The organism is Synechococcus sp. HK01-R (genome assembly GCF_014217855.1).
Lineage (GTDB): Bacteria > Cyanobacteriota > Cyanobacteriia > PCC-6307 > Cyanobiaceae > Synechococcus_C.
In genome coordinates this window covers 17,881-32,160 of sequence record NZ_CP059059.1, presented here as the reverse complement: position 1 = coordinate 32,160, position 14,280 = coordinate 17,881, and the positions used below count along the sequence as shown (strand labels likewise).

The following is a 14,280-nucleotide window of genomic DNA, read 5'->3' as shown; positions in this document are numbered from 1 at the left end:
GTGTCTGACCCCCGCGATCTCCAACTCAGTTCCTACGACTATCAGTTGCCTGAAGAGCGGATTGCTCAGTCGCCTGTGGAGCCGCGGCATGCAGCGCGGTTGCTGATGGTGCCATCCATCGATGCTCCGCTCGAACAGGTGCGTCATCAGACGGTGTGGGACTGGCAGCACGAACTCCAGCCCGGTGATCTGCTGGTGGTGAATGACACGCGGGTGTTGAAGGCCCGCTTGCGGGTGCGTCGCTCCGGGGGAGGGATGGCGGAGCTGCTGGTGCTAGAGCCGCGGGGTGAGGGGCGCTGGCTGTGTCTGGCCCGTCCTGCGAAGAAGTTGCGTCCTGGCGATCAGGTGTGGCTCGAGGGTCTTGAGCAGGAGCCTTTGCCGTTGCAGGTGCTGGCCAGCGATGAGGCCAGTGGCGGTCGCATCGTGCAATTCCCTGCCGGCTGCGAGGACGCGATCGCGATCGAAGCCCTGTTGGAGCGGTATGGAGAGGTGCCCCTGCCCCCATACATCACCCGGCACGACGAGGCGGATCAAACCCGTTACCAGACTCGTTATGCCGCACGACCCGGGGCTGTGGCGGCTCCCACGGCGGGGCTGCATCTCAGTGATCCGTTGCTGGCAGCGATCCGGGAGCGGGGCATTGCGCTGGCCTCGGTGACGCTCCACGTGGGCCTGGGCACCTTTCGGCCTGTGGAGACCGAAGACCTGAGCGAGCTCACGCTGCACAGCGAATGGGTCGAGGTGTCGGCCGACTTGGTGGAGGCGGTGAAGGCTTGCCGAGCACGGGGTGGACGGGTGATTGCTGTGGGGACCACCAGCGTTCGAGCTCTGGAAGGGGCGGCGGCTGCGGCAGGGGGACAGCTGCAGCCCTTAAAAGGTCCTGTGGATCTGGTGATTCAGCCGGGCTTTCGTTTTGCCGTGGTGCAGGGGCTGCTCACCAACTTCCATTTGCCGAAAAGCTCACTGCTCTTGCTGGTGAGCGCACTGATCAGTCGCGAGCGTCTCCTCAAGCTCTACGAAGCCGCGATTGGGGAGCGTTATCGCTTTTATTCCTATGGCGATGCCATGTGGATCGCTCCGGAGGCGGTGCTGAAGGCAGCAGCCCCCGGAGACTGAGTGGCGTTCAGGCGCTGATCAAGCGGTCACTGCGGGCTGTTCGATGATCCCGCTGGGCACATCAGCGAAGAGCACCGAGGAGAGATAGCGCTCGGCCAGGTCGGGCAGCACCACGACGATGGTTTTGCCGGCGTAGGCATCTTGCTGGGCCAGGCGGATCGCGGCAGCAGCTGCGGCACCACAGGAGATGCCCACCAGCAGACCTTCTTCCTTGGCGAGGCGCAGGGCCATCTCAACGGACTCTTCGTTGGTGACCTGCTCCACCTTGTCGACGACCGACAGGTCGAGGTTTTTGGGGATGAAGCCGGCACCGATGCCCTGAATCTTGTGGGGGCCGGGCTTCACCTCATCGCCGTTCAGGGTCTGGGTGATCACAGGGCTGTGGCTGGGCTCCACGGCCACCGATTCGATCGCCTTGCCAGCCTGATTCTTGATGTAGCGCGATACACCGGTGATCGTGCCACCGGTGCCGACGCCGGCCACGAGCACGTCGATGGCGCCGTCGCAGTCGTTCCAGATTTCTGGACCAGTGGTTTTCTCGTGAATCTCGGGGTTGGCGGGGTTCTCGAACTGACCGGGCATGAAATATTTGCCAGGGTCGCTCTCGGCGATCTCCTTGGCCTTGGCAATGGCACCACCCATGCCCTTGGCGGCCTCGGTGAGGATGATGTCTGCACCCAGAACGGCCATCACCCGACGCCGTTCGATGGACATCGACTCAGGCATCGTGAGGATGAGCTTGTAGCCGCGGGCTGCCGCCGTGAAGGCCAGAGCGATGCCGGTGTTTCCAGAGGTGGGCTCAACGATGGTCTTGCCTTCGCTGAGCACGCCACGCTTCTCGGCGTCCCAGATCATGTTTGCGCCGATGCGGCACTTCACGCTGTAGGCGGGGTTGCGGCCTTCAACCTTGGCGAGCACGGTGGCCTTGCAGCCCTTGGTGACGTGGTTCAGGCGCACCAGGGGAGTGTTGCCGATGGCCTGGCTGTTATCGGCGTAAACGCGAGACATGGGGAAAGTTGCTGAAACCCAATCAAGGCAATGTAGGGAGTTCAGGGCGGAATGAGGCCGGCTGTTAAGCCCCTGTTCAGATTCCGAGTGGATGGGCTTCAAGCTTCCAGGGCCTGTTTAAAGCGCTGCCAGAGTTCTGCAGGGTCCTCCAGTCCCACAGACACCCGCAGGAGATGGGAGGGCACGCCGCAGGATGCAGCCCAGGGCAGTTCCTCGTAGTGGGCGAGCAGCACGTAGGGGCAACAGAGCGTGAAGGCCGTGCCGAGGCTCGGCCCTTTGCACACAGAGAGGGCGTCGTAGACCCGCTGGGCTTTCTCGGTGCCTCCCTTCAGCTCAAACGACAGCAGGCAACCGTGGCCAGGGGCGGAACAGCCATGGCCAGGGGCGGAACAGCCATGGCCAGGGGCTGAAGCGATGTTCCCGGCATCGGGTCGCATCAGGGCGGTGAAGTTCGCGCAGTCAGCCGGGTGAAAGACCCGTTCCACTGCCGGGTGCTGTTTGAGTTGTTCGGCCAGGGCAAGCGTGTTGGCATTGAGCTGGGGTAACCGCTGGTTGAGATCGCGGCTGCCTTGCTCGAGGGGGATCGCATCAGCGGCAGCGAGGCCGGCCAGGATGCCAGCCTCAGTGGATGACCGCTTGGAGAGGAAGGTCTGCCTCCACGTGGAGTAGGGGCTCACGATCAGGCTGCCCGCGAGCACATCCCCCCGACCGGCAAAGCTCTTGGTGAGGGAACTGAACACCAGGTCGGCATGGGGAAGGGCGTCGATGTTGAGCCCGGAGCCAATCGTGTCGTCAGCGATCACAGGGATGGCGCGGGCGTGGGCGAGCTTGGCGATCGTTGGCAGGTCAACGCATTGCAGCAGCGGGTTGCTGGGGAGTTCCACCACTAGTGCTGCCGGCTTGAGTCGCTTTAGGGCGGCCTCAACCACGGCGGGGCTGCTGTCTATCAGCAGCTCTGCACCGTTGAACAGCACCTGGGGCTGTTTGAGCACATCCACGTAGGGGAAGCCGATCTGGAGAGAGGGGCGGCCTGGATGCAGGTGGTTCACCAGTCGCAGCGCTTCGTGTTGGGCTGCCATGCCAGAAGGATGCAGCGAGATGTTCTCGGCGGTGCAGCCATACATCTGCGACAGGCGGCTGATCACGGCTTGGAGCGCTGCGTTGGCTTCGCTGTCGGAGGGTGCGCTCTCCTTTCCAAGGGCGATGGCCGCCAATCGGGAGGAGGCCCCGAGGCCGGCGTGCTGCCAGAAGGCCTTGGCTGCTGCAGTGCTGTCAGGGTCGGCAATCAGGCAAGCGAGTCCGCGCACTGTTGCGATCGTTGTGTGAGCGTCGGGTGCCTCGCGGAGGCAGTGCGCCAGCGCGGCCTCCGCCGCGGCGAGGGTTGGATAGGGCCAGGCGCTGCTGGTTGGTGGGGCACCGCTCTCATCCAGGGCAGCCCTGGCTAGCTCTGAGACCAGCGGGTGGAAGCCGAAACGGGGATAGACCGCCCGCAACTGCGACCGGCAATTCGGATCATTGTCTTCGTAGGCCACCACATCCCTCCAGCGGGGCAATGCCACCGACACGGCATGGGTGGCATCGGGAAGCGGATGACCCAGGTCCGCGGCCTGCCAGCAGGGATTGCGCTGCAGATCGCGGGGGCTCATGACAGCAGGGCGAGGGCCTGATCGAGATCGGCGATCAGATCGTCTGGATCTTCGCAGCCGATCGAGAGACGCACGAGCCCATCACTGATCCCGAGCTTCTCCTTCACGTCGGCGGCCACGGCGGCATGGGTCATGGTGGCGGGGTGGCAGATCAGGCTTTCAACGCCCCCAAGGCTTTCGGCCATGGTGAACCAGCGCAGAGCCTTGCAAACGGCATAGGCCTGCTCACGGGTTGCTCGGATGCCGATGGTCACGATCGCTCCACCGCCACGCATCTGACGGAGCGCCACGGCTTGCTGGGGATGATCGTTGCGATGGGGATACCGCACCCAGTTCACGGCCGGATGCATGGCCAGGTGGTCAGCGATCGTCGCCGCACTGGCCATCTGATGCCGAAGGCGCAGGGGCAGGGTTTTGATGCCCCGTGTAATCAGCCAACAGTCGAAGGGGGATGGCATCAGGCCCAGGGCTTTCTGGGCAAACACCATGCGCCCATGCCATTCAGGGGCATCCGTGCACACGGCACCCCCTAAGGCATCGGAGTGACCGTTGATGTATTTGGTGGTGCTGGTGAGCGAGAGCGTGGCACCCAGCTGTAAAGGGCGCTGCACCAAGGCTGTGGCGAAGGTGTTGTCGACCACAACGGGCACACCTGCGCTGCGGGCTGCGCTGCAGACCGCTTCCAGGTCAATCACTTTGAGAAGGGGATTGGTAGGGCTCTCCAGCCAGACCATGGCGGGTTGGCGCTCAGCAATCGTTGTGAGCGCTTGGGAATCAGTGAAATCGACCCATTCCGTGCGCACACCGAATTTGGCGAACACCTGTTCAAACAAGCGCACGGTGCAGCCGTAGAGGTTCTCTTCGCAGAGCACCAGATCCCCCTGGCTGAGGGTGGAGGCGATGGCGGTAATGGCGCTGACGCCTGAACCGAACACCGTGGCGTGGGCGCTCTGCTCAATGGAGGCGAGCACGCCTTCGAGGATGCGGAAGTTGGGGTTCCCCGAGCGGGTGTAGTCGAACCCGCCAGGGTTGCCGTGGGCGAAGGTTGAGGTGGCGTAGATCGGCGGCATCACCGTGCCGGTCTCGGCCGCGTAGCTCTCACCGTGATGGATGGCCCGGGTGGCATCAGCGGGTGCGGTCGCGGGATGCTGCAAGGGGGGGATTCGATCGGCTGTTGAGTTTAGGAGATTGTTGTTTTTCTCAGCAAAAATCAAGACTTATCTATTCGCGCCTTCGGGGAGCAATGTGCGCAAGATGTGGGAATTATTGTTTCGTTGAAACAAGCCGAAGGGCTTCGTTGTCCCAAAGGATTAATGAAAAGCACTCCCAGACTTGATCAAGTCGTAGTCGCTTAACGCTGTCAAAGTTGTTCTGTTCGTCTTGATGGCACATGCGCAAGCGATAGTTTGGTATTCTTTCGGAGAGGTGATGCACGTGGTGGTAAGCGATATCAGCGGTGAACCAGTTGAGAACAGGAGGCATGATCAAAAAAGATGAGCCATCGACAGCGCCTTTGAAGTAACTCCAATTGTCTTCGCCACTCGCATACGATCCTGGGAAGTTGTGTTGGACAAAGAACACAGCGATCATGATTGCTGCGCTGGTGCTCATGATTGAGGTGTAGAGGATCCAAAAGTGCCAATGTCCGATTGCGCTTCCGATCCACCACCAGGCCAATGAGACGCATATGGTGTTGGCGGTCGTGTCGTAAACCTCCTCTCTGGTGTAGAAAAAGCTTGATTTGTGTTTGTCGATAAACGTAAAAGGGTTAAATGCTTTGCCGCTAGACGATTCACGGCACCCATGGATAGCCCCCTTTGCAATCAATTCGAGAAATCCCAGAAGCAATGCAACTCTTGGCTTGATCACCAAATAGTAAAAGCCCCCAGGTAAGAGGGTTAAGGGGTGACGAAGCATTTTATAAGCAAATTGAGAGTGTTTGCTCTTGTTCTCGTATTCGCGGAGCGTCGTTAAAGCCGATGGACCTCTGTATCGATTCCAGTTGCCATTGTGTTTGTGGTGAAATGCGTGACCCCTTGACCAAGGGTGATGGGGCATAGCGTGAATAATGCTGAGAAGGAAAGCGGCAACGCGATTGGAGGCCTTGGCCTTGAACAAGCTGTGATGGCCGCAGTCATGCATCAGCGAAAAGCTTCTGCTTAAAAAAAGAATGATAAAAATGAAAAGAATGGGTGTTAATATGAGCGATAGTATTGTTAGCTTTTCAGTGACATTGGCAATCGCAATGCAGCATAAGGTCAAGGGGGCGATCGTGCTAATGATCTGCCAGGCGGCAATTCTGTCGTCGCTGCTCATGTATGGCTTGATGTTTAAGTCAATGCGCCTCAGCGGAGTTGTCGACAGGGTTTTGGCGGCGGCGTTAGTCAAGGGGATTGCTTTCGTTGATTAGTGGTATGGACGCGAGTTGTTCGGTCTGCTTTTTGAGGAGTGGTGATGCCGAATGCTGGAAGCAGTGGTACAAATAAATTCAGTATGGCGGCGAGATTTCGAGGTTTCGCCAGTATTTGATTTGACCCTAGTGGATTTTGCCAATGGTTGACCCCTCTCCGCTCCCTGGAAAGCCGAGAGCGCTGACCTACTCGGAGATGATGAATGGTGGTCGCGCGCAGATGGATGAGCAAACTCATGAGCGAGAACTCGAGTTGCAACGCCGTGAAGCGACCTTGGAACAACAGGTCAACCATTTGGAGCAGTCTTTAAAAATCGCTGAGTGACTGCTTTGCATCGGGCCAAAAAAAACTCCTGCCCGCCATCGATCGTGTGGGCAAGAGTTTGACCAGGCTCTCGGGATTGCCCCAAAAGCCATGCGGTGTAACTGAAGGTCAGACCTTTCTGGAGTAGTACTCCACCACCAGCAGTTCGTTGATTTCGAGCGCGACCCATTCGCGCTCGCAGCGGCCCACCACCTTGGCGCTGAGCTTGGGCTTGTCGAGCTCCAGGTGCGGAGGCACGTTGGCCAGGCCAGGGAACTCCAGGTTGCCCTCAGCCAGTTGCTTGCTGCACTTGCGCTCGCGGATGGCGATCACGTCGCCGGGCTTGCACTGATAGCTGGCGATGTCGGTGACGCGACCGTTCACGGTCACGTGCCCATGGTTCACCAGCTGACGGGCACCGGGAACGGTGGGGCCGAAGCCGAGGCGGAAGCAGACATTGTCGAGACGGTTCTCGAGCAGTTTCAGCAGGTTGGTTCCAGTGGAACCCTCCTGGGCGCGCGCTTTCTTCACGTAGCGCACGAGCTGACGCTCGGAGACGCCGTAGTTGAAGCGAAGCTTTTGCTTCTCTTCGAGACGGATCGCGTATTCAGAGCGCTTGCGACGGGCTTGGCCGTGCTGACCGGGGGGATAGGACCGCTTTGCGGCCTTCCGGGTGAGACCGGGAAGGTCTCCCAAGCGCCGCGTGATCCTCAGGCGAGGGCCGCGGTATCGAGACATAGGGAAGGAGTTGTTGGGACCATTCGCGCCGTTCAACCGTCATGCTGGACACAAGGCCCAGACCGCGGCTCCGCATGCACGAATCGAATACTCTATCTGGCGGCATTCCAGCCCTCTGCAACCAACTCCTTGCTGGCCTGATGCTGGCCCTGATCGGCTTCTATCGCCGCTGGTTCTCGCCGTTGCTCGGGCCCCGTTGCCGCTTCATTCCCAGTTGCAGCGCCTATGGGTTGGAGGCGATCCAGCGCCATGGTCCCTGGCGAGGCGGATGGCTGACCTTGCGCCGGCTCAGCCGCTGCCATCCCTTCACCCCTTGCGGTTGTGACCCCGTCCCCGACTGAGCACCAAACACTGACCCTCTTCAGCCGCACGGGCTGTTGTTTGTGCGAGGGGCTGGAGGAGCGTTTGCGCGCGCTTGATCTGTCCGCCTTGCAACCTCCTTTGTCGTTGAAGGTGGTGGATATCGATGCTCCGGATTGTTCCCCTGAACTTCGAGCCCGATTCGACCTGGAGGTGCCTGTGCTCACCCTGGTCATCATCGGGAGACAGCTGGAGCTACCGAGGGTGTCCCCGCGACTGAGTGACGAGGGCCTGTTGAACTGGTTGCAACGGGCCTGCTCCAAGGCGCTTGGATCGGATTAGAACGGCCCCATCGTTTTCGGGTCGGCGATGTCTCAGACGCTGCATTCGCTCCTGCGAGCTGTCGGCCTGACCTGGCCGGAGTCACTGGCCAATGCGCCGATTCAGGCGATTACCTGCGATTCCCGCTGTGTTGGCGCGGGCAGCCTGTTTCTGGGCTTGCCTGGGGTTCGGGTGGATGGCGGCAGTTTCTGGCCTAAGGCCCTCGCCGATGGTGCCGTGGCTGCGGTGATTGGCCCGGCCGCTGCTGCTGCTCAACCGCCGGGGGAGAACGATCCTGTGCTGGTGGTGCCCGAGCCGGTAGCAACCTGGATCGGTGAATTGGCCGCGGCGTTCTGGCAGCACCCCTCCAGCCGCATGACCTTGATCGGAGTGACGGGCACGAACGGCAAGACCACCACCACCCATCTGATCGAGCACTTGAGCCTGGAGGCCGGTCGACCCGCAGCCCTATTCGGCACCCTGGTGAACCGCTGGCCTGGCCACAGCATCACGGCCACCCACACCACGGCCTTTGCCGATCGTCTTCAGGCCCAGTTGGCGGAGGCGGTGGCTGGTGGCAGCCAGGTGGCGGCGATGGAAGTGAGCTCCCACGCCCTGGAGCAGCAACGGGTAGCCGGGTGCCGCTTCGCTGCGGCTGTGTTCACCAACCTCACCCAGGACCACCTCGACTATCACCCATCGATGGAGGCCTATTTCGAGGCCAAGGCGCGCCTGTTCGCGGCACCTCTGTTGCTGGATGAGGGTGCTCGGGCTGTGGTGAACGTTGACGACCCCTGGGGCCGACAGTTGGCCGAGCGCTTGGGTGAGCGCTGCTGGCGCAGTTCCCTCGAACCCGATCAGGACGTTGAGTTGACCATGACCGATCTGGTGATGCGTTCCAGCGGTGTGGAGGGGCGCCTGCTGACACCGAGGGGAGAGGGGATGTTCCAGTCGCCGCTGGTCGGGCGGTTCAACCTGATGAACCTGTTGCAGGCCGTTGGTGTGTTGCAGCAACAGGGCCTTCCTTTGCCCATGATGCTGCAGGGCATCAGCAGCTTCCGTGGCGTGCCGGGGCGCATGGAGCGGGTGGTGGTGCCGTTAGCGGCTGCCGATCAGCTACCTGCCGTGCTGGTCGATTACGCCCATACCCCTGATGGCCTCAAGAACGCCCTGGAGGCCTGCCGTCCTTTTGTGCAGGGGCGTTTGGTCTGCGTGTTCGGCTGTGGGGGCGACCGCGATCGGGGCAAGCGGCCTCAGATGGCGGCGATTGCCGCCCAGCTGGCGGATCGGGTTGTGGTCACATCCGATAACCCACGCACCGAGGACCCCCAGCAGATCCTCACCGATGTGGTGGCGGGCCTGCCGGTTGGATGTGAGCCTGTAGTGGCGGTGGACCGGGCTGCAGCGATCGCCGGGGCGGTGGCTTCGGCGGCACCGGGCGATCTGGTGTTGATTGCTGGAAAAGGGCATGAGGACTATCAGATCCTGGGCACTGAGAAAGTGCATTTCGATGACCGTGAGGAGGCGGAGAAGGCGCTGCGCTCTCGCCTGAGCTGTTGATCGGATGATTCTTTGGGCTGCCCGCAGCCCTAGAGCAGGCCCAGGATCCTGCTGCGTCCCGCAATCAGGGCCACGCTCACGGCAAAGCCGATCAGGAGCAGCACCTGATAGCAGAGGAAGAACAACCGCTCGCTTGCACCGCGATAAAAGCGCTGGCCGCTCAGATTGCCGATCACTGTGACCGGGATCAGCAGCAGGGCACTGCCGGCGTTGCCGAGATGGAGGATGCCGAGGCTGATCAGGGGAATCAACTTGAGAAGGTTCTGCACCAGCAGTGCGATCAGTTGTGCTGCCACGAAGCGACTGCGTGGAACCTGATGGCGAAGAAAAAACACCGTGAGCAGCGGTGAGCCGGAATTGGCCACGGTCTGGCTGATGCCCACCCCCGATCCCACCAGCACCAGGCCGGTGGGGCCGGCCGGTCCACCGCCACCACCGGCGCGGGCGATGACGTTGCGGCCCGCCACCAGGGCCACATAAAGCAGCAAGAGCAGGGCCACCAGCACCTCCATGCGGCGATGGACGATGTTGAGATCGCCGCCCGACACCAGAGCCCAGAGCGCCAGTCCGCCCAGGGCCGTGCCCAGCACCATGCCGAGCACCAGGGGCTGCAACAGGCGTCGCTCGCCTTCGCCGCGGTGCTGCCACACACCGAGCAGCGCCGCCGGCAACATCAGCACGGCCACGACGGCTAGACCATCGCTGGGGCCGAGGGCGAACACCATCAGTGGCGACACCACAAAGCCGCCGGTGCCGAGGCCGCTGCGGGCGAACCCCATCAGGAAGGCGGCGCTGAGGGCAAGCAGCAGGGCCAGCCAGGGCAGGGGCTGGGTGAGAAACGCCTGCAGCACATCCAAGCCTGAACCATTCACAAGGGATGGCAGCGTCGCAAGGCCCACGAAAACGCTATGTGACACGGTTGCGTGCTAGTTGCGTTACGAAATGGTGCCAAGTTGGTGAATGAGCTGGTCGACCTCGGTTTCGCTGGTGGCGACATGGGTGCAGGCCCGCAGGCAGGTGGGATCGGCCAGATCGCGGATCCAGATCCCTTTGGCGCCAAGGGTTTCAACGGTCGTGGCTGGAGGGGTGGTCCCGGCGAGCTGGAAGCTCACCAACCCGGCCGGGGGAGGACCCTCAAGCAGGGGGGAGACCCCTGACAGTGCCGTCAGTTGCTGCCAGAGCTTTTTGCTTAGCGCCTGAATCCGTGCCAACCGCTGCTCCGCACTCCCCTCTCGCTCGAGCAGTTCCAGCGAGGTGCGGAGGCCTGCCATGAGCGGTATGCAGCTCGTCGCCACCTCGAAGCGGCGACTGTCGTGGTGAAAAGGATCCGGATCTCCGGCGATGGCTCTGCTTTCATCCTTGAGACTCCGCCAACCGATCAGGGTGGGACTGGCCTCCGCCAGCACGCGCTCCGAGAGCGCTACGCCACCCAGACCCTCGGGACCGCAGGCCCACTTGTGGCCTGTGAAGGCGTAGATGTCGGAGGCAGCAGCGGCTTCGGCGACTGGGATCTGCCCAAAGCTCTGGGCCGCATCCACCAGTAGGTAGGGATGGCTGGGATGCTCGCTGAGCTGCATGGCCACCGCTGCGATCGGCATCCGTTGCCCTGTGTTCCAAAGCAGGTGGGAGAGCACCACAAGCCGGGTGTTCGCATGCAAGTTGGCCGTGAGGGCACTGAGCACGTCGGCATCGGTTCGCGCCTGTTGGTCGCCACCGCCGCGGAGCTGTTTCACCGGCAGGGTGTCGACCTGGAGTTGCCGACGCCGCGCCAGCTCTTGGCAGGCGGCCACCACTCCAGGGTGCTCACAGTCGCCAATCAGGATGCGCTCTCCAGGCTGCAGGGGCAGGCCCCAGAGCGGCAGCACACAGCCACTGGTGACGTTCTCGCTCAGGGCCAAGCGATGGGGGGCGACGCCGCACAGTCCGGCCAGCAGGGCCCTGGTGCTGTTGACTTCACGGCCGATGAACGGCCAGACATCGGTGGTGAAGGGCCCCAGTCCTTGAATCTGCTGCCATGAGCTGGTGATGGCCTCCAGCGATGGTGTGGGCAACGGGCCCTGGCCGCCGTAGTTGAAGTAGGTCTTGTTGGCGAGGGCGGGGCAGTGGTTGCGCATCGCTCCAGGCGTCAGCGTATGAACTGGATCATCGCTGGATCAGCGGCCTGGCAGTGGGATCAGATTGAGGTGTTTCGCACTGATGGCGATGAACGCCAAGGTGATCGTTGGTAGTGAGGAGTGGTGCGGTCTGCCAGGCCTCGGGCTAGCGGCGATCAAGGCCCGCGTGGATTCCGGTGCCGCGACCTCGTCACTGCATGCCTTCAACATCACGCCGTTTCAACGGGAGGGGAAGGAGTGGATCAGTTTTGAGGTGCATCCCCTTCAAAACGATCGATCGGTGGTGGTCCGCCATGAGGCACCGGTGCTCCAGCAGCGCGGGGTGAAGAACACCAGCGGTCTGGTGGAGGCCCGCTATGTGATTCGCGAGACCCTGCAACTGGGTGATCAGAGCTGGCCGATCGAGCTCACGCTCACGAATCGTGATGCCATGGGGTACCGGATGCTGCTCGGCCGTGAAGCGATGGTGGGCCGGGTGCTGGTGGATCCGGAGGGCAGCCATCACCTGGTGCAGTACGACCAGGCCCAGGTGGAGGCGATGTATGCCCATCACCGGGTGGAGCGCAAGGGGCTACGCATCGCACTGCTCGCCACCGATCCCGACCTTTACAGCAATCGCCGTTTGATGGAGGCGGGGGAGGAGCGCGGCCATCGCATGGAGTTTCTGGCGATCAAGCACTGCTACATGCGCCTCGATGCCCAGAGCCCGGAGATGCATTACCGGGGCCGCGATGTGTTGGAGCGTTTCGATGCGGTGATCCCGCGCATCCGCCCGAGCGTCACGTTTTATGGCTGCGCGGTGACCCGTCAGTTCCAGGCCATGGGCCTGCAGACGCTCAACACGGCGGAAGCGATCAGCTGCTCGCGCGACAAGCTGCTGGCATCGCAACTGTTTGTGCGCCATGGCCTGAATGTGCCGGTGACTGGCTTTGCCAGTTCCCCGCTCGACACGAAAGATCTGATCACGATGGTGGGTGGGGCTCCTCTGATCGTGAAGTTGCTCGAGGGTGCCCAGGGGCGCGGCGTGGTACTGGCTGAAACCCAGAAGGCAGCCGAGAGCGTGATTAATGCGATGAAAAGCATCAACGCCAACCTGTTGGTGCAGGAATTCATCAAGGAAGCCGGCGGCAAGGATCTCCGCTGTTTTGTGATGGGCGGCAAGGTGGTGGCGGCCATCGAGCGCACCGCGGCCCTGGGCGACTATCGCGCCAACCTGCACCAGGGCGGTAAGGCCCGGGCGGTGCGGGTGCTGCAGAACGAGCGACGTCTGGCGATCGCGGCCTGCCGTGCCATGGGCCTCGATGTGGCCGGTGTCGACATCATCCGTTCAGAACGCGGCCCCCTGCTGCTGGAGGTGAATTCCAGCCCGGGGTTGGAGGGCATCGAAACCGCCACGGGGAAAGACCTGGCGGGGCGGATGATTCAGGAGCTGGAGCGCAAGCTCGGCTGGGTGCGTCCCGTGCATTCCGCCTTAGCCTGAGGAGGCCTGAACTGCGTCCCGGGCGTGGCATCCGTTGACTGGCTCTGGATCCTGCATCCGTTCCTGGCGGTGGTGTTGATCTATCCCTTGATTGGCATGGTGATTCGCCTGGCGCTGCAGACCCGGCAGCGGCGCCTGCAGAAGACGAAACTCCCCGCCACGGTGGGGCGCGACCACAGTGATCTGGGTCGCTGGTTGTCGGCCGGCGTGGTGGTGATCGTGCTGATCGCGCTCACTGTCGTGATTGCCACTAAGGCGCCTCTGGCGGCGTTCGCGGGGGGGACCCCGCGGGCGATGCAGTTGGTGTTGGTGCTGGTCGGCACGCTGGTGAGCCTGGTGGCGCTCTGGTTCTCGAAGGCACCGGGGTTGCGCCTGGTCTTTGCCATGATCACCTGGGCCGGTGTGCTGGGGCTCGGCGCCCAGCCGGAGGTGTGGCGTTTATCCGATAACCCCCTGGATGGAGCCTTCTGGCAGTCGCACTACTGGGCTGGTGTTGCTGTCACTGGACTGATGCTGTTCTCCCTTGGCGCCCGGCCCGAGATCCTGCGCGACATCCGCCTCCGGCGTCTGCATGTGAGCGCCAGTGTGCTTGCGGCGGTGCTGTTTTTGATGCAAGGGCTCACCGGTACCCGGGACCTTCTCGAGATTCCCCTGAGCTGGCAGAAACCAACGATCTACAGCTGCAATTTTGAGGCGCGCACCTGCCCGCCGCCGGCTCAGCCGGGCCTCTGATACACCCATACCCAGCGACCGTCATCGAGCTGGCGTTGGACCCGCTCATAGACCTGAGGGGCTTCTTCCCAGGCATCGAGCAGGGGCCAGAGGGCACCGCTGACGCGATACACCTCCCCATCCACGGACCCGATGCCGGGTTGCAGCATCCCAGATGCTTCAGCAGCTGCACCCCCAAGCAAGTGGTGTGCAGGGCCGTTGGCGCGAAGGCTGCCGTAAACGAAAAGCAGGTTCAGAGCACCTGCACCACTTCGCTGACCTCGGGGATCGCTTCACGCATCTTGCGCTCGATGCCCATCTTCAGGGTCATGGTGCTGCTGGGGCAGCTGCCGCAGGCTCCCTGCAGACGCACCTTCACCACGGGGCCATCGATCTCCACCACCTCCACGTTGCCGCCGTCGGCCATCAGGAAGGGGCGCAGCTCATCGAGCACCTTCTCCACGTTCTCACTGGTGAGCGGCAGGGTCTCGGTGCTCATGGCAAATGAACGGAGTCGGAAGAGAACACGATCGTAGGCAGGCGCGAAGGGCACCGGCTCCATAGCCTTTGGG

16 protein-coding genes and 1 pseudogene are annotated in these 14,280 nt (G+C 62.4%); 8 read left to right on the top strand and 9 right to left on the bottom strand.

The features are described from left to right. On the top strand, window positions 1-1,116 hold the full coding sequence (queA, locus tag H0O21_RS00150) for a tRNA preQ1(34) S-adenosylmethionine ribosyltransferase-isomerase QueA (RefSeq protein ID WP_185189994.1): 1,116 nt from the start codon (window positions 1-3) through the stop codon (window positions 1,114-1,116). Window positions 1,117-1,134: 18 nt separating this feature from the next. Here the strand turns inward: queA and cysK are convergent, their stop codons facing one another. The 4 genes from cysK to H0O21_RS00130 all read right to left on the bottom strand — a co-directional run bounded on the left by cysK (window position 1,135) and on the right by H0O21_RS00130 (window position 6,158). Beyond that, complete coding sequence (cysK, locus tag H0O21_RS00145; RefSeq protein ID WP_131456092.1) at window positions 1,135-2,124, bottom strand: cysteine synthase A; 990 nt, start codon at window positions 2,122-2,124, stop codon at window positions 1,135-1,137. A 98-nt stretch (window positions 2,125-2,222) separates the two neighbouring features. Continuing rightward, window positions 2,223-3,770, bottom strand: coding sequence for a PLP-dependent transferase (locus H0O21_RS00140; RefSeq protein WP_185189993.1), 1,548 nt, complete (start codon window positions 3,768-3,770; stop codon window positions 2,223-2,225). Next, window positions 3,767-4,924 carry a PLP-dependent aspartate aminotransferase family protein gene (locus H0O21_RS00135; RefSeq protein ID WP_185189992.1) on the bottom strand — a complete coding sequence of 386 codons (1,158 nt, stop codon included), beginning with the start codon at window positions 4,922-4,924 and terminating at the stop codon, window positions 3,767-3,769. The genes H0O21_RS00140 and H0O21_RS00135 overlap by 4 nt, the downstream gene beginning before the upstream one ends. Before the next feature lie 109 nt (window positions 4,925-5,033). Next, window positions 5,034-6,158: a fatty acid desaturase gene (locus tag H0O21_RS00130; protein WP_255441049.1), complete on the bottom strand. Its 1,125-nt coding sequence runs from the start codon at window positions 6,156-6,158 to the stop codon at window positions 5,034-5,036. A 164-nt stretch (window positions 6,159-6,322) separates the two neighbouring features. On the opposite strand from H0O21_RS00130, the gene H0O21_RS00125 reads away from it, so the two are divergent. Further along, entirely contained in the window at window positions 6,323-6,505 is a 183-nt protein-coding gene (locus tag H0O21_RS00125) for a hypothetical protein (RefSeq protein ID WP_131456098.1), read from the top strand. Window positions 6,506-6,613: 108 nt separating this feature from the next. Here the strand turns inward: H0O21_RS00125 and rpsD are convergent, their stop codons facing one another. After that, on the bottom strand, window positions 6,614-7,222 hold the full coding sequence (gene rpsD / locus H0O21_RS00120) for a 30S ribosomal protein S4 (protein WP_131456100.1): 609 nt from the start codon (window positions 7,220-7,222) through the stop codon (window positions 6,614-6,616). A gap of 74 nt (window positions 7,223-7,296) precedes the next feature. On the opposite strand from rpsD, the gene yidD reads away from it, so the two are divergent. The 3 genes from yidD to H0O21_RS00105 are packed head-to-tail and all read left to right on the top strand — an operon-like array spanning window position 7,297 to window position 9,403. Then, window positions 7,297-7,563 (top strand): membrane protein insertion efficiency factor YidD, encoded by a 267-nt coding sequence (gene yidD, locus H0O21_RS00115; RefSeq protein ID WP_185189991.1) that lies wholly within the window; start codon window positions 7,297-7,299, stop codon window positions 7,561-7,563. After that, complete coding sequence (locus H0O21_RS00110) at window positions 7,544-7,864, top strand: glutaredoxin family protein (protein WP_185189990.1); 321 nt, start codon at window positions 7,544-7,546, stop codon at window positions 7,862-7,864. Before yidD ends, H0O21_RS00110 begins: the two co-directional genes overlap by 20 nt. A 27-nt stretch (window positions 7,865-7,891) precedes the next feature. Continuing rightward, complete coding sequence (locus tag H0O21_RS00105; protein ID WP_185189989.1) at window positions 7,892-9,403, top strand: UDP-N-acetylmuramoyl-L-alanyl-D-glutamate--2,6-diaminopimelate ligase; 1,512 nt, start codon at window positions 7,892-7,894, stop codon at window positions 9,401-9,403. Window positions 9,404-9,432: 29 nt separating this feature from the next. Here the strand turns inward: H0O21_RS00105 and H0O21_RS00100 are convergent, their stop codons facing one another. Both H0O21_RS00100 and H0O21_RS00095 read right to left on the bottom strand, forming a co-directional pair. Further along, on the bottom strand, window positions 9,433-10,320 hold the full coding sequence (locus H0O21_RS00100; RefSeq protein ID WP_255441048.1) for a TSUP family transporter: 888 nt from the start codon (window positions 10,318-10,320) through the stop codon (window positions 9,433-9,435). Between the two features lie 18 nt (window positions 10,321-10,338). Then, window positions 10,339-11,517: an aminotransferase class V-fold PLP-dependent enzyme gene (locus tag H0O21_RS00095; protein ID WP_185189988.1), complete on the bottom strand. Its 1,179-nt coding sequence runs from the start codon at window positions 11,515-11,517 to the stop codon at window positions 10,339-10,341. Window positions 11,518-11,599: 82 nt separating this feature from the next. Between H0O21_RS00095 and H0O21_RS13580 the strand changes: the two are divergent. From H0O21_RS13580 to H0O21_RS00085, 3 genes and pseudogenes are all read left to right on the top strand, one after another. Then, window positions 11,600-11,998 (top strand): annotated as a pseudogene (locus H0O21_RS13580) (ATP-dependent zinc protease); the annotation flags it as partial. A gap of 57 nt (window positions 11,999-12,055) precedes the next feature. Then, the gene (gene rimK, locus H0O21_RS00090) at window positions 12,056-12,997 is read left to right on the top strand and encodes a 30S ribosomal protein S6--L-glutamate ligase (protein ID WP_370523118.1); all 942 of its coding nucleotides are present in this window, start codon (window positions 12,056-12,058) and stop codon (window positions 12,995-12,997) included. Between the two features lie 24 nt (window positions 12,998-13,021). Next, window positions 13,022-13,729: a DUF4079 domain-containing protein gene (locus H0O21_RS00085; protein WP_185189986.1), complete on the top strand. Its 708-nt coding sequence runs from the start codon at window positions 13,022-13,024 to the stop codon at window positions 13,727-13,729. Here the strand turns inward: H0O21_RS00085 and H0O21_RS00080 are convergent. After that, window positions 13,714-13,878: a gamma-glutamylcyclotransferase gene (locus H0O21_RS00080; RefSeq protein ID WP_221625464.1), complete on the bottom strand. Its 165-nt coding sequence runs from the start codon at window positions 13,876-13,878 to the stop codon at window positions 13,714-13,716. The genes H0O21_RS00085 and H0O21_RS00080 overlap by 16 nt on opposite strands. A gap of 83 nt (window positions 13,879-13,961) precedes the next feature. Next, window positions 13,962-14,207, bottom strand: a complete 246-nt coding sequence (locus H0O21_RS00075) for a NifU family protein (protein WP_007098450.1) — start codon at window positions 14,205-14,207, stop codon at window positions 13,962-13,964. Between the last annotated feature and the right edge of the window lie 73 nt (window positions 14,208-14,280).